Here is a 19350-nt window from a genome sequence, read left to right as displayed (position 1 = left end):
AGAATTTGAAAAAAAGGTTCGTCTACAATCTGAGGCTATCTCAAAACGAGATAGCCCTTTTCTTATTCATACCAAATTTTTCAATAAAAAATCTAATCAAAAGATTAATTAGAAAAAAACTTTTAAAAATATTCAAAAAAACCTTGCTTTAAATTACCACCATGCTATAATAAGTCTTGTGTTCAGATAACTGGCCCCTTGGTCAAGCGGTTAAGACACCGCCCTTTCACGGCGGTAACACGGGTTCGAGTCCCGTAGGGGTCATTTTTATTTTGTTAATTTATCTGAATTGGTCCCGTGGTGTAGCGGTTAACATGCCTGCCTGTCACGCAGGAGATCGCGGGTTCGATTCCCGTCGGGACCGTAAGTATCCTCTAGTGAAATATCGCTAGAGGATTTTTTATAATATATTAATAAGATGAACATAAGAGTATCCCACAGTTTAATACTGTGGGATTTTTCGTGGTATAATTTATAGTTATAGTATAATAATATGTACATAAATATTTTAGAAATAGAGATATATTATTTTCTCTAGAACGGGGGAAAACAATGCCAGCTAAAATAGTTGTAGTTGATGATGAAAAGCCAATCGCAGAGATTTTAGAATTTAACTTACAAAAAGAAGGTTACGAAGTTTTAATTGCGCACGAAGGTAACGAAGCCCTTGAACTAATTATGGAAGAAGTACCAGATCTTATTTTGCTCGATATTATGTTACCGGGTAAAGATGGTATGGATATTTGTAAAGAAGTACGTAAATATCATGATATGCCGATTATTATGTTAACAGCAAAAGATGACGAAATCGACAAAGTACTCGGTTTAGAACTTGGTGCGGATGATTACGTTACGAAGCCATTTTCAGCACGTGAATTAATTGCACGTGTTAAGGCAAACTTACGCCGTAAAACACCGTCAACTGAAGAGGCTAAAAAAGATGAAAACATCATCACAAATCGTGAGATTACGATTGATCTAGATGCATATCTTGTTAAAAAGAATGATGTTGAAGTCGAACTTACACAACGTGAATTTGAGTTATTAAAATATTTAGCACAGTATCCAGGGCAAGTGATGACACGTGAACATTTACTTGAAACAGTTTGGGGTTATGACTACTTCGGAGATGTACGTACTGTAGACGTAACAATCCGTCGTTTAAGAGAGAAAATTGAAACAGATTCTAGTCATCCAGAGTACATTTTAACACGCCGTGGTGTCGGATACTTTTTAAAAGGTGACGACTAAATGCTGAACTATTGGCGTCGAAACATTCAATCTCTTCAAGTTAAACTCGTCGTTATATACGTTTTATTAATCATTATCGGTATGCAAATTATCGGATTATATTTTACAAACGTATTAGAAAGAGATTTAACAGAAAACTTTAAAAGTAACATCGAGTCACAAATTGACTTAATCGAAACGCGTATCGTCGAGCTCGATAGCGAACATGAAAACAATCGTAATAAATTTCAGCAAGAAGTACAAAAAGTGATCGATGATTATGGTAATCGTTCAGATATTAATGAAATTCGATACGTAAACTCCGATCAAATACTTCTTGCAACGAGCAAGATTTCTAACGAATCGACGTTAAACTCTCGAGTGAACATAAAAGAGTTAAACGAAGCGTTAGAAACCGGCACTCAAAATGATGATATATTCGTAAGTAAAGCGGATGATAACAAACGTATGTGGATTGTGAACTCTCCTGTTATTGCACACGATAAAGTAATTGGAAGTCTATACGTTGCATCAAACATCGAGAACGTATATTCGCAACTCGAAAAAATTAACAATACATTTATTATCGCAACTGCGATATCACTCATTATTACGACAGTGCTCGGTATATTTGTTGCACGTACGATTACAAAACCGATTATTAGTATGAGAAACCAAGCACTTCTCATGTCTGAGGGTAACTATACGTCTCGCGTACAAATATATAGTGATGATGAAATTGGTCAACTTGCTGAATCGTTCAATATCTTGTCTAAACGCGTTCAAGAAGCACAAGCGAATACTGAAAGTGAGAAGAACCGACTAGACTCTGTTATCACACATATGTCAGACGGTATTATTTCATCTGACAGACGCGGTGGAATACGTCTCGCAAACGACACAGCGTTATATATGTTAGATGTTAAGTACGAGGATATTTTAAATAAAAATATGATTACAGAACTCGGACTTGAAGATGAACTCGAGTTATCCGATATACTAGATGATCGTGATACGTCTCATTTAATATTTTTAGAATCTAAAGAAGGTAACCGCATCGTCCGTGTGAACTTTAGTGCTATCGTTAAAGATACTGGATTTGTCAGTGGATTTATCGCTGTAATGCATGACGTTACAGAACAAGAAGAATTCGAAAGAGAGCGTCGAGAATTCGTTGCGAACGTATCTCACGAGCTTCGTACCCCACTCACTTCGATGCATAGTTATATCGAAGCTTTAGAAGACGGTGCATGGCAAGATGACGAAATCGCACCACGATTTTTAAAAGTTACACGTGAAGAAACAGAGCGTATGTCCCGACTCGTTGAAGACTTACTTCAACTTTCACGTATGGACAGTGAAGTCGAAGAAATCAATAAAGAAGTTGTGAACTTTAATATGTTCTTAGAAAATATTATCGAGCGATTCACAGTAACATTTAAAGATGAGGTTGTATTTACTAAAAATATACCGAACAAACCAATCTATTCTGAAATCGCAATAGATAAGATGATGCAAGTGCTTGATAACGTTATAACTAACGCTATAAAATATCAAACACGTACACCTAAAAAGGTTGAATTCCACTTACAAGAGAACACGTTATACAAACGCATGACGTTACGAATTAAAGACCACGGTCTCGGAATACCGGGTAAAAATGTCAATCAAATCTTCGATCGATTTTATAGAATCGATAAATCACGTACACGTCAAATGGGTGGTACCGGACTTGGACTCGCAATTTCTAAGGAGATTGTCGAAGCGCACGACGGTAAAATTTGGGCGACGAGTATTGAAGGTGAAGGCACGACAATTTTCATTAACTTACCTTGTTTAGATATTGAAGAGGATGAGTGGGATGAATAAAGAACACGTCAAAACAGTAGTGCTAACGTTACTCGTCATTATAAGTTGTATACTCACATATAAAAGCTGGAGTTATACTGCAGAATTCGAAACTATTGATACAACACTTTCACCGTCACCGATGGCCTCTCAAGGTGAGGATGTGACGTTTGGAGATGTGATACGAGCGTATCAAGTTGTCTATGCAACAGAACAAGAAGAAATTGGAACAGTCGATAAAGACGTAATTGCTGAAATTGGGAAGTTATTTAACGAAAAAGAGGTTCAATTTTTAAATCATCCAGAAAGCATTAATCAGTTAAAAGCAGATGCACTTATTGAAGGTAGCGAGATGCTTTTAATTGATTATTACTCAGAGATACCTGCACGTACATTTTTTACGATGTTAAAAAGTGAAATCGATGAGAATTTTGTAGATTTTCAGTTTGATCGTGTGTTTTTAGAGTTGCACGACAATTACGTCGTTTTTAACTTTTTTAACAGTGAACGTACGATGTTTATACCGTATAGAATTGATGTTAGTAAAGATGAAGTTATACAGATTATCAATCGAAATAGCGACAAATTTACAGATTATTCGATGGTGATTACAAACGAAGCGACATCAAACAGACTGACAGCGATATACGGTCCAAAGTCGCCAGGTAAAAAGACTGTACACCAATTTATACCATCGACAATCAGTGTTTCTGCAATGAACGAAACACTGTTTACTCAATCAAATATAGAACAAAAGCAAACAAAAGATATTACAGTGTACGAAGCAGATACTGAAATCGCGACGTATACATCGAGTAATTATCAATATACGTTTATGAATTTAAAAGGATCAGACGTTAATGAACTGTCCCCCTATCGTTCGATTGAAAAGTCATTCATCTTTTTAAATGGACATATGGGCTTAACGTCAAGATATACTCTACTTGAGTATGATAGCGACGATAATCTCGTAGTGTATCGACCACTTATAAATAACTATATTGTTTTTAGCGATGAAATTATGAGTGAAATTTACGTGAAAATCGGTAAGACGACAATCACAGAATATAGTCGACCGATGATTCAGTTAAATGCAAACATTCCTTCTGATTTAAGTGTGACGTTAGAAGATATTGAAAAAGTACGTTACCAAATTGTATTACATGAAGATTATGAGCTATCAAAAGTTAGTAAAATAATCATCGCATATGATTTAAAGCACAATACGGATCAAAGTGAATTAAACGTCGTTGAGTATACGCCAAATTGGTATATTTTATATGATGGAGAATGGATAAAATACGATATTGGAGAGGAAGCGTAATGGATTGGAAACTGAGTAAATCTATATATATTACAGTGTTTTTAATCATCAATATCGTATTGTTGATCGTGCTATACAATCAATATAATATACAAGAACGACACGAATCGAGTAGAAGTCAGTCTATTAGTAAAAGTGCAGATTATAAAACAAACGTCGATGCTCTAAAAAATATAAAACTATCTGTATTAAACGGTATGCAACATGAGTTTCAATCTGAAACTGGGGCTGATCAAAGTGGAACAATTAGAAATATTGTTGAAGTAAAAGATTTAGAATTAGATGCGACTATAGTTAAAGCACATATTGATAAAGAAATATATAGAGGCAGTGAGTATACATTTGATTCAGAAAGTAGTACTTCCGACACGATTTACTATAATCAAATGTACGACTCCCTTCCGATATTCAATATTAGCGCAGCGCGTATCAAAGTAGTTAGAGCGAGTGATAACACATTGCGTTTTGAACAGGGGTACATTTCTAATATCGCTGTAAACGAATATTCAAAACAAGTTCAAGTGAATGATCCGATTAAACTTGCTGAAGAACTTGCTCAAGAAAAGGTAATTTCAAATGAAGCGATTATAAAATCGAGTACACTCGGTCATTACGTCGTACTTTTAAACGATGAAGATCAACAAGTATTATTACGACCAAAATGGAAACTGGTCATTGAAGAAGATGATAGAACGCGTATTATATACGTAGATGCAATCAATGCATCTGAAGAAATAATTGAAGGTGAGTGACATCCACAATGAAAATGAGCGTACTTGCGAGCGGCTCGACAGGGAATTGTATATATGTTGAGTCCGAATCAGGTAGTCTTTTAATCGATGTGGGTCTTACATGTAAACGAACAGAACTTGCGTTAAATAAAATCGAGCGATCACTAAACGATATTGACGCGATTTTAATCACACATGAGCATAGCGATCATATAAAAGGATTAAAAGTCATCGCAAAGCGTTATAACATACCGATATTTGCGAACAAAAAGACATGGCAAGCCATTGAATCTAAAAACATTCACGTCAATAGAGAGCAAAAATTTGAATTTAACGCATTAAACTATAAAGAAATTATCGGTTTAGATGTCGAATCATTCAACGTATCACATGATGCGGTAGATCCACAGTTTTACACCCTATCACAAAATGACAAAAAACTATCCGTTATTACAGATACTGGATATGTCTCAGATGAGATGAAGGGCATTATAAAAGACAGTGATGTCTTCGTATTTGAATCTAACCACGACGTCGATATGCTCCGTGCGGGTAGATACCCATGGATGACAAAGCAGCGCATATTAAGTGATGTTGGGCACGTATCAAACGAAGACGCTGCACATGCTATGAAGGACGTTATTACAGATCGTACGAAGCGAATTTATTTATCGCATTTAAGTCAAGACAACAACATCAAAGAACTCGCACGTATGAGTGTAGAACAAGTGTTAAATCATCATGATGTCGATACAGTGTCACATGTGGAATTACACGATACAGATAAAGACGAACCAACGAGAATATACACATTATAAAAGTTATCCACAGAGATATGTGTATAACTACTGAATAATGTGGATAACTTGGGGACCAAGTGTGGAATACTTGGTCCTTTTCTGTGAATAAGTTTAAAAGAAGGTGAAAATATGAAAATAACGATTATCACTGTTGGAAAATTAAAAGAGAAATATTGGCGTGAAGCGGTTAAAGAATATGAAAAGAGACTCAGTAAATATGCGAACGTCTCACTCATTGAAGTAAAAGACGAGCCGGAACCAAATAACGCGAGTGAAAAAGATATAGAAAACATTAAACATAAAGAAGCGGAACGTATTTTATCAAAAATAAAACCAAATCAACACGTCGTCACGTTAGAAATAAACGGAGAAGCACACTCGTCAGAAAGTTTTGCAAAACAATATAATAACTGGAAAACACAAGGCAAAAGTAATGTCGTATTCGTCATTGGAGGAAGTAACGGAATTGGAGAAGACGTGTTAAAACGATCAAACGAAGCAATCAGCTTCGGAAAAATGACCTACCCTCATCAAATGATGAAAGTTATACTACTCGAGCAGTTATTTAGGGTGAATAAGATTTTGAATAATGAGAGTTATCATAAGTGATGCGGTTACTTAATATAAATTATTCATTACTTGGAAGATTCTTTATCATACAATTAGTTTGTTGAATTCAAATAAAGCTTATGAGGAGGATGTAAATGACTCAATATTGGTTAATATCTGCAAATCATAATAAATATGATTATGAATCGGCATTTCAAAAATGGGATTCTATTGACTGGAAACAAGGTAACTATTCTTATCAAGTGAACGATATTGTATATATTTATGCTAGTGCTCCTTTTCAAACTATTAAGTATAAAACACAAGTCGTAGAAATAGATAAGACAATGAATGACATTGTAGATGACTCTCAATTTTGGAAAGACAGAAATAAGTATGAAGAAGCATTACAAGGTCGATTTATGGAATTAAAACTGATTGAAGAGTTTGCTTCTGACGAAAGACATTTGAAAAACTTATTGAATAATGGTTTGAAAAAGGCTCCTCAAGGACCACAACGATTATCAGAATCACTTAGAACTTATCTACTAGAATTAGAAAACTTTTCTGAGCTTTACCCTGAGGTTATACAAAATGACACATTGTATGAGGGAGTCAAAGAAAAAGTCACTATAAACAGATATGAGAGAAATTCTAGAGCACGTCAAGAATGCATAAGTTATTATGGATACAATTGTATGGTGTGCGATTTAAATTTTGAAAAGGAATATGGTGAGATTGGAAAAGATTTTATTCATGTACATCATATTGTTCCCTTATCAGCGATAGGTAAAGAATATAAAATAGATCCAGTTAAAGATTTAAGACCGGTTTGTCCAAATTGTCATGCGATGATACATAGAGGCTTAGAAGTGGACTTTTAAGTGGTAGATTAAAATGTATGAAGTATCTGTGCCAAAATTTACTAAAAAACTGTGCAATAATAATGGAATTACATATAGTATATAAAGCGTTATTTAAAACGATTATCATATCTTTCACAAAAAAGTGAGTGTTTCAATACACTCACTTTTTTAATAAAAATGCTAGTTTAAAATTTTTCACTTTTAAAGAACTAGCTTCAACTTATTACGTAAATCAATAATCCTTTTTTAAGCGTTCATCAATACTTTCTAGTCTTTCGTAGATTTTGAAGAGAAGCAGTATCAATTCCATGTAAATTCTAATAACTATAATCGATATAGGAACGATAATTAAAGCTAAAAATAACACACCAAAGAACATAGCCGTTTCACCGCTAAACAAAGCACCCAACAAACTAAAAAGTGTAATCAGCAGTGTAACTCCTGCTATAATCCAAAAAACTATCTGAACAATAGAAGGCGTAATAAACTTATCAAACATGATAAACTTCTTTAAATAATCCATAAATATTCTCCTTTCTTGCTTAAAAATATAAGTAATAAACTAAAATTACTACTTAAACTTTAAACTTACAATATATAATCTATTATATATATATATATATATAAAAACACATGAATAGGTCAATAAAATTTGTAATATATCAATAAAGTTTAAGTGAAAGATAAAAATTATTTTTGTTTCATTCTCGTTACAAATACACTTGAACAATTTGATGATAAATGAGTATGTTATGAAACTGTGAAGTGTGCAAGAAACAGGTATATGAACACTTGAATAATAAAAATTTGCTGACTCCTGTTCAATCTAATTGTGGTAGTGTATACACACTAAGATTTGATGAATCAGTTTTTAATAAGAAGCCACCCGGTAAAATGAGCTGCACCCCTAAAGTTGGACATGAAAATCCAACTTTAGGGGTGTTTTTGTATGAAGAATAAAAAGCATAGCTTTGAATTTAAGGTAAAAATAGAATGTTACATTGTACCAACCATATTGTTTTGCGATTTCTATAATGAGTGATTTTTGAGTAGCTAAGCTTTGTTGTTTTAATGTACTTTGACGTACATAACCAATGGCTTTGACCATAGTATTCACCTCCACGAAGATAATATATATTTATGAATAAGTTCAAATAAAGGTCCAACGTGTCATCAACACGTTGGACCGCAATAATTAATGATCATGATGTAATTTTTCAATAAAATAATTAGTTAATGATGCAATAAATTTATATTTCAAATATAAAGTATCTAATAAATGTTGTAAAATATCATTAAGTTATTTACGATAAATATAAATTAAAATATTATTTTTATCTTATAGTGGAGAGGTTAATGACAATGAAACACATGCATTTATCCGTTTTAGCTTATAGTACAGGTCTACATCCTGCCTCTTGGAGACTACCACATTCATATGTTGAAGAAGTTGGAGATATTGATTTTCAAATTAAGTTAGCAAAATTAGCTGAAAAAGGTAAACTGGATGCATTCTTCTTAGGTGATGGTCAATATATTTCTGGAGAAGAAACGGGACATATCTCTTATTATTTTGAACCACTAACGGCGCTTGCCACAATTTCACGTGAAACACATTCAATTGGTCTGATAGGTACCATTTCTTCTTCTTTTTATGAACCTTATCTTGCAGCACGTATGCTTTCAAGTTTACATCAAATATCTCATGGACGTATTGGGGCAAATATTGTAACATCTCAATTTGATTTAGAAGCACAAAACTATTCGATGCAAGCTTTACCACATCTTGAAAAACGATATGAACGAGCAGACGAATTTATTAATGTAATGAAAAAATTATGGGAGTCATTTACTGTAGAGGCTATCGTTAATCACAAAGAGTCAGGGATTGGCTTAAATCATCAGTATATTCATCCACTTCATTATCAAGGAAAGTATTTTCAAGTTGCCGGAGCTATTAACATTCCAACACCAAAATATGGTCGACCACGTTTATTTCAAGCAGGAACTTCCATTCCAGGTCGTGATTTAGCAGTACGACACGTGGATGCTATTTTTTCAATTGCATGGAATATACAAGATGGCCAACAGTTCAGACAAGACATTCATCAACGGGCTATGGAAGCAAATCGTCAACCCCCTCTTGTATTACCAGGTCTCACCGTTTATGTTGATGAGAATGAAGAGGATGCTTATAAACTTAAGCAACAATTAGATGATATGATTCCACTTGAAAAACGCAAGAAACAATTATCTAAAGCCATTGGTCTAGATATAAGTGAGTGGACACTAGATGAAGTCGTGCCATCATTACCACCTTATGAGGCATTAGAGAAAAAAGTTGTAAAATCTATGTATAAAGCCATACAACGTGCCGTTAAGACTGAGCAACTTACATTAAGAGATTTATTAGATCGTTTTGGTACTTGGGTAGGGCATAAGACAATAGTAGGAACTCCTGAACAAGTGGCGGATGAAATGATCGAATGGTTTGAAAAAGAAGCGTGCGATGGTTTTATGTTGATGGCCCCGACGTATCCAGAATCATTTGAAAAATTTATTCATTTAGTGATACCAATTCTTCAAGAACGTGGAGTGTTTAGAAGAGATTATGAGAGTCATCTGTTAAAAAATCATTTGGGTATAAAAAACTAAAAATCAATATTTAATTTATTCAATTTTACATATGTAATATAAGAAAAGATATAGAATTATGGTATTATATGGTAAATATTAAGAACTAATTGGTTACTGAATATAAAATGTATTTATGTATTGGTAAAAGAGGATTTAAATAAAGGCGAAGTGCTCCTCAGCACTTCGCCTAAAATTTATTCAAAAGAATCATTTATATTTTAAGTGATTTATCATTTATAGTGCTGTAATACCACCATCTATAACAAATTCTGATCCTGTAGAATAAGAAGCATCGTCAGACGCTAAGAAACATACAAGGTTAGATACTTCTTCTGGCTGCGCCACTCTACGCAGTGGAATTGTTTTTTCGAATTCTTTAACGGCTTCTTTAACATCTTCTTGCTCTAACATTGCTGTTTTTATAACACCTGGGTGTACTGAGTTAACTCTAATATTGTATGGAGACAATTCTTTAGCTGCAGCTTTTGTCATACCTCTGACCGCAAATTTTGTATCTGTATAGCCAATTGCACCACCAACAAGACCATTTATTGAAGAAATATTGATAATTGACCCTTGTTTTTGACTTTTCATAATTTCAGATACAGTTTTGATGCCTAAAAATACAGATACTTGATTAATATTTACAATCTTCATATAATCTTCTAATGATATTTGGTCAATTGTTTTATTGTATGTGATTCCAGCATTATTAACCAATACATCAATTCGATTCCATTTGTTCATTACTTCTTGAATGACATGATTCCAATCTGCTTCTTTAGATACATCATGCTTGATAAATAAAACATCGTCTCCAAGAGAATTAGCTGTTTTTTGGCCTAATTCATCATTAATATCAGTTATCACGACTTTTGCGCCTTCAGCTATCGCTTTTTTGGCATGAAGTTCTCCCATACCTTGTGCGCCACCAGTAATAACGACGACTTTATCTTGTAATTTTCCCATTGTAAAACATCCTTCCTCTAAATTAATATTGTTCATAATATTATTGTATATTTAACTCACTTCAGAAGCTAAAAAAGTCACTTATATTTATATAGGTTTTATAACTTAAACATATGATTCTGTCAGTTCTAAGAATTCTTCAATATCTTTATGCACTGATTCTAATGCTTCTTGCCAGAAGTCTGGTTTACGTAAATCAACGTTTAAATGTTTTTCAGCTAGATCTTCTGTTGTCATACTCGCAGTATCACGTAGAAGTGCGATGTAATCATCTTCAGTTACGTTTTCATCTTCTAAGAAGCGGTTGTATATACCTAAGCTGAAGAAGTATCCAAATGTGTACGGGAAGTTATAGAACGGTACACCCGTAATATGGAAATGTAATTTTGTTGCCCAGAACATCGGATGATAAGATTTCAGCGCATCTTCGTATGCTTCTTCTTGTGCGTCTTTCATCAGTTCTTTTAGTCTATTGCTGTCTAACGTTCCTTTTTGACGTTCATCATATAAATTACGTTCAAAGATATAGCGTGCGTGGATATTCATCATAAATGCCACACTTCTAGAAATTTTTTCATCGATTAAATTGATTTTCTCTGCTTCTGACGCCGCGTTTTCAATCGTTGCGTTTGAAACAACGAGCTCAGCGAATGTAGATGCTGTTTCAGCAACGTTCATAGCATAGCGCTGGTTAAGTAACGGTAAATCACGCATGACATAACTATGAAACGCATGTCCGAGTTCGTGTGCGAGTGTTGAGACGTTACCTGTGCTACCTGCAAACGTCATAAAAATACGTGACTGTTTTGATTCCGGAAGGTTTGAACAGTATCCACCTGGACGTTTTCCTGGACGATCTTCCGCTTCAATCCACTGCTCTTCAAATGCACGACGAGACATCTCTGCCATCTTTGGACTAAATGATTTAAAGTTATCGATAATAAACTCTGCCGCTTCATCGTACGTATATTTTTTGTTCTTATAGTCTCCGACATCTACACTTGCGTGCACGTCGAGCCACCCTAATTGCTCGACACCAAGAAGCTGTGCTTTTCTTTCGAAGTATTTCTTTAAAGGTGATTTATTTTTAGCAATCGTATTCCACATTGTATCGAGTGTTTCTTCTTCCATACGGTTGTAGTCTAACGGTACTTTCATATAATCTTTATAGTCATGAAGTTCATAGTTATTTAAACGGAAGCCTGATAGATGGTTTAACGTTGTAGCAAATAAATCTGCTTTTTTATTCCACTCTTCTTCCCAAATTTTTAACAGTTCTTCACGTTTTTCTGGATTCTCTTCTGATCCCATTTTGTTTTCAAATTGCCCTGCTGAGTAATACTTAGTCTCACCGTCTTCAGTGACTGGGATTTGAATTGATGCAACGAGTTGATTGTACATATTGCCCCAACCGTGTAAGCCATCGAGTGATAAGCTATTGATAATTGTTTCTTCTTCTGTCGATAGTAAATCCGCTTCGTTTTTACGAATTTCTTTTAAAGGAAAACGCATTGCGTTAAAGAAGTCATCTTCTAATAACGTGTTAAATTGATCTTCAGTAAGTGCACTGATTTTTTTATTTAAAATAATAATCTCAGATGAGAAATCTTTACGTAAATTAGCTACAGCATTTGTATTTTTTAATGCTTTTTGATCCGTAATATTTGCAGATGCTAATCCGTTAGAGAAACTTCCCATCTCGCCAAGCGCGTTTGAAATTTTTTCGTATTGCTCTAATAAACTCTTTAGCGGTGTAAAATCATTAGAACTTTCGTCAGAATTCCACTCTCCTAGTTTTTCAGAGAACTCTCTAATACTGTCACTCACTTCTACTAAACGATTTTGGAAAGCAGAAGATTCACTTCCACCAGGAAACACACTTTCCATATCCCAATTATCTTTGTAATTCATCAAATTCCTTCCTTTCAAAGTAAAATGTAGTTACATTTATCATACAGGAAATAGATGAGAAGTGATATAAATCGCTTCCATAATTTGAATATAAATTTGTTAGAAATGATAGAATAATATTATTGGAACGTCTATTTTAAAAATTATTATTTGAGGAATACGTAGCAAATTATTATAAACGATCAAAAAATAGGAGTTTTATAGTATGTACCGAGTTAATCCATTCCATCCAAACTCTATATATTTAATAAGCGAAAATAAAAAATTTAATATCTATTTTGAAGAACTTAAAAGAAAATTTCCTTATCATGACTACATTTTAAATATAGGAGATTATGAAGTTAATAACTACTCCGATTATGGATTTATCGAGTTTCGTCGAACTTATGATTTAAATATTGAACTCAATAGATTGTTAAATTGTTTCTTTGAAAACAAAGAGAACATCGTTCAACGGGCTTCTACTCCATTTACGTTGTCGAACCAATTGATAAAAAAATGGTACGAGATATATAAAAAAACTCATAAAGTTAATCCTGTGAAGAATTTTAATTTAGAAGAGTTTAAAGAGAAATTAGCTGAGGGTTTAGATTTTGAGAATTCTATAGTTATTTTTAATACTCAGTGTGAAATAATTGCATATGCTCTGATTTATGATGATTCTAAAGATACAAAAGAAGTTGGATACGTCTATTTTAAAGATACTAAATCTAAGCAACAATTGTTAGAAATACTTTTCAATCGTTTAATATTTTTAAACAATAAAGGAATACACAGTATAGTTACCGAAGTTGATACTACCGACAAATATGCATATGAAATTTTTGGTGCTTTTATTGATGATTCTACAGCGTATATGAAAACTTTAATTTATAAATCTAAAATGACCAAACTCTCCAGTAGAAATATAGAACACGATGATATTAATTACGTTCTAAATTGGTCTAAAGATATTCATTTTTGTTTATCTAATGGTTGGCCGTTAAATCGTACAAACGAAGCAATTTTTGAATGGTGGAATTATGTAATTGAATCACAATCAGATAGTTTTCAAAGAAAAATGCTGATCTCAAATAAAACGACCATTGGCTATTATGATATATATATACATAACGAAAATATAATAGAACTAGGTATTGCAATTGGTGATAAGAACTTTAGAAATAAAGGGTATGGTTCATTATTATTCTCTAAAATAACTGCTGAAGTGAGTCGAAAATACCCTTCAAAAGATATCATTGCAATTACTGATAAAACGAATATTGTAGCACAAAGGATGATAATAAAGTCAGGATATCGAGTAGAAAATAGCGATAAATACAAACCTTATATAACAAACAATGAGTTAGTGTATCGCTATATTTAGGATGCTTTTTTTATGGTAATTAGGAAATTAAATTTAGAGGTGATTCTTTGAATTTAGGGCTTAAAAATAATGAAATTAGATTAGTAGAGTATTCACCAAAATGGAAAGATGAGTTTGAAACTACTAAAAATTTAATATTAAATTATACTCATATTCCTGAAAACAGAATCGAACATATTGGTAGTACATCAATAATCGGTATGTCAGCTAAGCCTATAGTAGATATTGTTATAGGCATAGGTGATTTAGATAATGTTGAGAAAGATTTGTTTCAAGGATTAGAAAAAGCAGGATTTCTGAGATTAAAAGTGGACCGTCCTAATGAAATTGTCCTTGCAAAATTTTTAGATGATTCTTACAAAGTAAAAACACATTTTATCCATTTAGTTGAGTATAAAGGAGATTTATGGCATGATTTAATATTCTTTAGGGATTATTTAAATAGTAATAGAGAAGCTAGAGAAGAATATTTAGATGTTAAAAATAAATATCTAAGCAACGCCTCGAAAGATATTATCGAATATACTAACTATAAGGAAGAATTTGTGAAAGAAATTTATAAAAAGAGAAAGGATTTTTAATTATGACTGAGGCAGACAATCAGCATAAAGATATTATTGTGATTGGTGCGGGTATTATAGGTACTTCGGTAGCGACGATGCTTTCAAAAGTGAGCCCGGACTGGAATATCGATATGTATGAAAGATTAGATGAAGCGGGAATCGAGAGTTCGAACGAAAAGAACAATGCAGGTACAGGTCACGCTGCACTCTGTGAGCTAAACTATACTGTGGAACAAAAGGACGGCTCTATCGATGCTTCTAAAGCAGAAGTGATCAATGAGCAATTTGAACTGTCTAAGCAGTTCTGGGGCAGTTTAGTGAAAAATGGGGATATTTCTAACCCTGAAGAGTTTATTCAGCCACTACCGCATATTAGTTTTGTAATGGGCCCAACGAATGTTGAGTTTTTACGTAAACGTTATGAAAAACTTAAAACGATTCCTATGTTTGATAATATCGAGTACACAGAAGATATTGAAACGATGAGAGAATGGATGCCATTGATGATGCGAAATCGTAAACCAGGTCAGTTAATGGCAGCGAGTAAGATCGATGAAGGAACTGACGTAAACTATGGTGCTTTAACACGTAAATTAGCGGCATATTTAGAAAAGCAATCAAATGTCTCTTTAAAATATAACCATGAAGTAATCGACTTAACTCAAAGAGAAGACGGCAAATGGGAAGTTCTCGTAAGAAATAGAGCGACGAAAGAGAAGTTCGTAAAAGTAGCTGATAAAGTGTTTATCGGTGCTGGGGGTTACTCTATTCCACTACTTCAAAAGAGTGGCATTGCTCAAAGGCAAAATGTCGGAGGTTTCCCTATTACTGGTCAATTCTTAGCGTGTAAAAATAAAGATATTATTAAACAACATCACGCGAAAGTTTACAGTAAAGAGCCTCTAGGTAAGCCACCAATGACTGTACCGCACCTCGATACACGTTATATCAATGGTGAAAGTACGTTACTATTCGGCCCATATGCAAATATCGATCCTAAATTCTTAAAATACGGTTCGTTCTTTGACTTATTTGGCTCAGTAAAACCGTATAATATTACAACGCTATTATCATCTGCAGTTAAAAATATACCGCTCATTAAATACTCGATTGACCAGATGGTGATGACTAAAAAAGGTTATATGAACTACTTAAGAACATTCATACCCGATGCAAAAGATGAAGATTGGGAATTATATACTGCTGGTAAACGTGTTCAAGTGATTAAAGACGATGATGAATACGGGAAAGGCTACGTCGCATTCGGAACAGAAGTTGTGAATTCTGATGATCATTCTGTCATTGCAGTATTAGGAGAATCACCAGGTGCTTCAATATCATTCTCTGTTGTTCTGGAAGCATTAGAGAAAAATTTTAAAGAAGATCGTGAACTCTGGGAACCTGCCGTTAAAAAATTAGTACCGTCTTACGGTAAATCACTCATTAATGACGAAAAACTTATGAGAGAAACTCGTAGAGAAACATCTAAAAACTTAAATTTAAATTATTATAATTAATTTTAAAAGAGGTTTTATTAATGAAAAAAACAATCGTTATTTTAGGCGTTATTTCGGCGTTACTCGTAGCGTTTAAGTTATATCAAGACAAGGTCAATGAAACACCAAATATAGAATATTAATATATAAGAGGCCGTGATAATTTTTATCACGGCCTCTTTGCATTCAGTATAAACTGTTGGAATGGCACATCGCTAAAAGCTGTTACCGGAGTTTCACAGGGCCAAATCCCTCCACTCACTCTTAATAAGAGAACTATTCTATTGATTAAAAATATATAGCATATTATATGTGTTTTAGAAGTAAAACTAAAAATGTGATGCTTACCGTTACGTAAAATAATGTTGAAGCATTAGGATATTATCTAAAGGATGAAAAAAATAAGAAGTAACGTATGGCGTTACTTCTTATTTTATCTTTTTAAGTTTTTTGTTTTCTATCTTATATACTTCGTCTGCGACATTTTCTAAAAATTCTTCATCATGTGATGTTAGAAGTACTGTGCCTGGATATGTGTTTAAATATGTTTCTAGAACATTTATTGTATCAATATCTAGATAATTTGTTGGTTCATCTAGTATTAGCACGTTATCTCCAGATATTAATGTTAGAAATAACGATATGCGTACCGCTTCTCCTCCACTTAATGTTGAAATACTTCTTTCAAAATCGTTGTCTGTGAATTTTAAATCATTGAGCATTTCTTTTAGTAGGTACTTTGAAACAGACGTATGTTTTGATACGTATTCTAATAATGGCTCTGTGCGGTGCTTAAATTCTAGATAACTTAATTGATTATAGAAGCCAAGCTCTGCATTTTTAGAAAATGTGATGATATCAAGTTTATTATTAAAAGCTCCTTTTACATATTCAATAATAGTCGTTTTACCGGTACCATTGTTCCCTTTTAATGCCGTAATTTTTCCACGACTGATTTGTAAGTTTAGAGATTCTATAAGTAATTTGTTTCCTGCTGTAATATCAATATAGTTAAATATAATTGGAAAACGGTTATGATCTGTCTTGATGTCAGCTTCTTCAAATATCGGTAGTACTTTTTCTTCAGGTAATTTTATTTCTTCCATACTATCGATACGGTTCTGCATGTTTTTCGCAGATTGCATAATTCCTTTTTGTACCGTCCCTTTTTCTTTTGTCATTCGTGAGGATAGAGAACGATGATTTGCTCCCTTTCTACCGATTAATATTTTTTCAGCATGTATTTTTGCGTCACTTATTGATGCTTCCAATCTTTTGATTTCTTTATCTTGTATTTCTTTTTGATGATAGAGTGATTCACGCTCTTTTTCGATTTCTCTTTTATAATCATCATAATTTCCGCTAAATACATGTATTGACTGTTCTTCAATTGACCATACTTCATTTACACATTCATTTAATAGACGTCTATCGTGTGAAATTATTAAAGTTGCACCGTCATAATTTTTAATTGTACGTATTAAAAATTCGATACCCTCTTTGTCTAAATGAGATGTCGGTTCATCAAGTATAAGTAAATCATAGTGCGAAGAGAATACTTCTAATATACGTAGTTTTGATAGTTCTCCGCCGCTAAACTCTGATGTACCATAAGGTATGTTTAATTCACTAAGTAATCTTCCATCAAAATTGAAGTCATATGGAATATTATCAGATACTTGTTCTAAGTAGCCTATGTTATTGGTGTTTAACTGGATATGACCTTGTGTCGGTTTAATTTCCTCTAAAATTAATCGTGCTAAAGATGATTTACCTGCACCGTTTTCACCAATTAAACCAATTCGACTACTCTCTTTAATTTCTAACTCATCAGTGTCGAATAATAAGTAACTGCCAAAGTCGAGTGCGATTTTGTTTAATTTAACGAGAACTTTAGTCATATCCATACCTTCTTTCTAACTTAAGACCAGAAAGGTTGATCCCATACTTTTAATGATTGTCCTAAGTTTTTCTCTTGTGCTGATTTATAGAGTTCATATCCCCATGATATGTCTTCTACAGCCATTCCTCCTGCGAGGAAGACGATTTTTTCTTTGTCGTCTTTACGCCCTTCTTTTTTACCACTGACAACGTCACCAAGATCTGTGATGCTTTTTTCGTCGAGTTTTTCTTCTTTTACGAGTCTAAATACCTGTCCGCCGATACCGTAGTTTAAGTCTTTAGAAACTCCTTTTGTACCGCTTTGTAGGTATTCCCACTCTTCCCATTCTTCACCTGTTTCTTTGTGCATTTCCCAGTTATCCATAACGACTGTGTTATTTAGTATGAAGTCATCACTGAGGTTTGCTTCTCCGGAAAGTAAAAGAAGAGATCCGTCTTTTAAGTACTCTTCTTTAATTTCTGGACGAACAGCACCTGATGCTGCGACGTTTATGACGTCTGCTTCTTTGACTGCATCTTCTATGGAGCTTGATATCACTGTTTCTACGTCGTGTTCTTTTTTTAAGGTTATTTGAGAATTTTTCTGCTTGTTGTTCGTTAATGTCGAAGATGTTGACTTGTTTGATATTTTTATTTGCTTCTAAAATTGCAAGTGTACTTGACCAACTGATGACCCCTGCTCCGATAATTGCGAGAGTATGTGCTTCTTTTGAAGCAAGATACTTTGTAGCAACTGCTGGGACTGCACCTGTACGTGTCGCACTGATTAAATTTGCACTCATATATGCAAAAGGTGCACCAGTGTCTGCATCGTTTAACGTGATCATTAAAACGGAACGTGGTAATCCTTTTTCTTTGTTTGCTACGTTTGATCCGTACCATTTTTGTCCCGTAATATTATATTTCCCACCTAAATATGCGTTCATTGACATAAATCGACGGTCTGGCCCTGCGACTGGCATATTCTCAGTACGCTTTTCTTTTGGAAACCATAGTTGACTGCCGTGACTGTTTTCTCTCGGTCCTCCCATAATGTAATCTTTTTCACCAAGTAAACGGAACACTTCTTCGATTGTGTCGACGCATTTTTTTGCATCTAACACACCTGCTTCAACTAAATCTTCTTCGGATAAAAATAAAAACTCCACTTTTGACATT

General features: G+C 33.7%; 19 protein-coding genes, 2 tRNA genes and 1 riboswitch. Of the genes, 14 read left to right on the top strand and 7 right to left on the bottom strand.

Features of this window, described 5'->3' with window-relative positions:
- The first annotated feature begins 192 nt into the window (after positions 1-192).
- The 9 genes from HMPREF3029_RS01285 (at position 193) to HMPREF3029_RS01245 (ending at position 7366) form a co-directional block, all read left to right on the top strand.
- Positions 193-264: transfer RNA gene (locus tag HMPREF3029_RS01285), tRNA-Glu, on the top strand.
- 27 nt (positions 265-291) lie between these two features.
- A tRNA-Asp gene (locus HMPREF3029_RS01280) sits at positions 292-364 on the top strand.
- Between the two features lie 188 nt (positions 365-552).
- Positions 553-1251, top strand: coding sequence for a response regulator YycF (gene yycF, locus HMPREF3029_RS01275; protein ID WP_068129103.1), 699 nt, complete (start codon positions 553-555; stop codon positions 1249-1251).
- Complete coding sequence (gene walK / locus HMPREF3029_RS01270; protein ID WP_070622638.1) at positions 1252-3099, top strand: cell wall metabolism sensor histidine kinase WalK; 1848 nt, start codon at positions 1252-1254, stop codon at positions 3097-3099.
- Positions 3092-4402: a YycH family regulatory protein gene (locus tag HMPREF3029_RS01265; RefSeq protein WP_070709320.1), complete on the top strand. Its 1311-nt coding sequence runs from the start codon at positions 3092-3094 to the stop codon at positions 4400-4402. Before walK ends, HMPREF3029_RS01265 begins: the two co-directional genes overlap by 8 nt.
- A complete protein-coding gene (yycI, locus tag HMPREF3029_RS01260; protein WP_070709318.1) occupies positions 4402-5154 on the top strand; it encodes a two-component system regulatory protein YycI in 753 nt (250 codons plus the stop codon). Before HMPREF3029_RS01265 ends, yycI begins: the two co-directional genes overlap by 1 nt.
- Complete coding sequence (locus tag HMPREF3029_RS01255; protein WP_371327351.1) at positions 5151-5951, top strand: MBL fold metallo-hydrolase; 801 nt, start codon at positions 5151-5153, stop codon at positions 5949-5951. Before yycI ends, HMPREF3029_RS01255 begins: the two co-directional genes overlap by 4 nt.
- 111 nt (positions 5952-6062) lie before the next feature.
- On the top strand, positions 6063-6542 hold the full coding sequence (gene rlmH, locus HMPREF3029_RS01250; RefSeq protein ID WP_068129110.1) for a 23S rRNA (pseudouridine(1915)-N(3))-methyltransferase RlmH: 480 nt from the start codon (positions 6063-6065) through the stop codon (positions 6540-6542).
- A gap of 95 nt (positions 6543-6637) precedes the next feature.
- Complete coding sequence (locus HMPREF3029_RS01245) at positions 6638-7366, top strand: HNH endonuclease (RefSeq protein WP_070709316.1); 729 nt, start codon at positions 6638-6640, stop codon at positions 7364-7366.
- Between the two features lie 214 nt (positions 7367-7580).
- Here the strand turns inward: HMPREF3029_RS01245 and HMPREF3029_RS01240 are convergent, their stop codons facing one another.
- On the bottom strand, positions 7581-7871 hold the full coding sequence (locus HMPREF3029_RS01240; RefSeq protein ID WP_070709314.1) for a DUF4282 domain-containing protein: 291 nt from the start codon (positions 7869-7871) through the stop codon (positions 7581-7583).
- Between the two features lie 384 nt (positions 7872-8255).
- Positions 8256-8456, bottom strand: a complete 201-nt coding sequence (locus HMPREF3029_RS09610) for a recombinase family protein (protein ID WP_070709312.1) — start codon at positions 8454-8456, stop codon at positions 8256-8258.
- Between the two features lie 248 nt (positions 8457-8704).
- Here HMPREF3029_RS09610 and HMPREF3029_RS01230 point away from each other — a divergent pair, with 248 nt between their 5' ends.
- Positions 8705-10003 (top strand): NtaA/DmoA family FMN-dependent monooxygenase, encoded by a 1299-nt coding sequence (locus HMPREF3029_RS01230; RefSeq protein WP_246830688.1) that lies wholly within the window; start codon positions 8705-8707, stop codon positions 10001-10003.
- 216 nt (positions 10004-10219) lie between these two features.
- Here HMPREF3029_RS01230 and HMPREF3029_RS01225 read toward each other — a convergent pair whose 3' ends face one another.
- Both HMPREF3029_RS01225 and HMPREF3029_RS01220 read right to left on the bottom strand, forming a co-directional pair.
- The gene (locus HMPREF3029_RS01225; protein ID WP_070622634.1) at positions 10220-10954 is read right to left on the bottom strand and encodes a glucose 1-dehydrogenase; all 735 of its coding nucleotides are present in this window, start codon (positions 10952-10954) and stop codon (positions 10220-10222) included.
- 105 nt (positions 10955-11059) lie between these two features.
- Positions 11060-12865, bottom strand: coding sequence for a M3 family oligoendopeptidase (locus HMPREF3029_RS01220; protein WP_070709310.1), 1806 nt, complete (start codon positions 12863-12865; stop codon positions 11060-11062).
- 205 nt (positions 12866-13070) lie between these two features.
- Between HMPREF3029_RS01220 and HMPREF3029_RS01215 the strand changes: the two genes are divergently transcribed.
- Genes HMPREF3029_RS01215 through HMPREF3029_RS01200 form a run of 4 tightly spaced genes read left to right on the top strand, consistent with a single transcriptional unit; the run spans position 13071 to position 16433 of the window.
- A complete protein-coding gene (locus tag HMPREF3029_RS01215) occupies positions 13071-14231 on the top strand; it encodes a GNAT family N-acetyltransferase (protein ID WP_070709308.1) in 1161 nt (386 codons plus the stop codon).
- A gap of 47 nt (positions 14232-14278) precedes the next feature.
- A complete protein-coding gene (locus tag HMPREF3029_RS01210; RefSeq protein ID WP_070709306.1) occupies positions 14279-14812 on the top strand; it encodes a GrpB family protein in 534 nt (177 codons plus the stop codon).
- 2 nt (positions 14813-14814) lie between these two features.
- Positions 14815-16311: an L-lactate dehydrogenase (quinone) gene (gene lqo, locus HMPREF3029_RS01205; RefSeq protein ID WP_070709304.1), complete on the top strand. Its 1497-nt coding sequence runs from the start codon at positions 14815-14817 to the stop codon at positions 16309-16311.
- 20 nt (positions 16312-16331) lie between these two features.
- A complete protein-coding gene (locus HMPREF3029_RS01200) occupies positions 16332-16433 on the top strand; it encodes an SE2200 family small protein (protein ID WP_068129121.1) in 102 nt (33 codons plus the stop codon).
- Between the two features lie 33 nt (positions 16434-16466).
- Positions 16467-16564, bottom strand: a riboswitch (SAM riboswitch).
- 154 nt (positions 16565-16718) lie between these two features.
- On the opposite strand, the gene abc-f is transcribed toward HMPREF3029_RS01200, so the two are convergent.
- The 3 genes from abc-f to HMPREF3029_RS09650 are packed head-to-tail and all read right to left on the bottom strand — an operon-like array spanning position 16719 to position 19349.
- Positions 16719-18191, bottom strand: coding sequence for a ribosomal protection-like ABC-F family protein (gene abc-f, locus HMPREF3029_RS01195; protein WP_070709302.1), 1473 nt, complete (start codon positions 18189-18191; stop codon positions 16719-16721).
- 20 nt (positions 18192-18211) lie between these two features.
- Positions 18212-18730, bottom strand: a complete 519-nt coding sequence (locus tag HMPREF3029_RS09655) for a Rossmann-fold NAD(P)-binding domain-containing protein (RefSeq protein WP_083314936.1) — start codon at positions 18728-18730, stop codon at positions 18212-18214.
- Positions 18645-19349 carry a Rossmann-fold NAD(P)-binding domain-containing protein gene (locus HMPREF3029_RS09650; protein WP_083314935.1) on the bottom strand — a complete coding sequence of 235 codons (705 nt, stop codon included), beginning with the start codon at positions 19347-19349 and terminating at the stop codon, positions 18645-18647. Before HMPREF3029_RS09650 ends, HMPREF3029_RS09655 begins: the two co-directional genes overlap by 86 nt.
- Position 19350: the final 1 nt, after the last annotated feature.

This window comes from Nosocomiicoccus sp. HMSC059G07 (assembly GCF_001815515.1).
GTDB classification, from domain to species: Bacteria; Bacillota; Bacilli; order Staphylococcales; family Salinicoccaceae; genus Nosocomiicoccus; species Nosocomiicoccus ampullae_A.
This window is presented reverse-complemented; position numbering and strand designations above follow the sequence as displayed.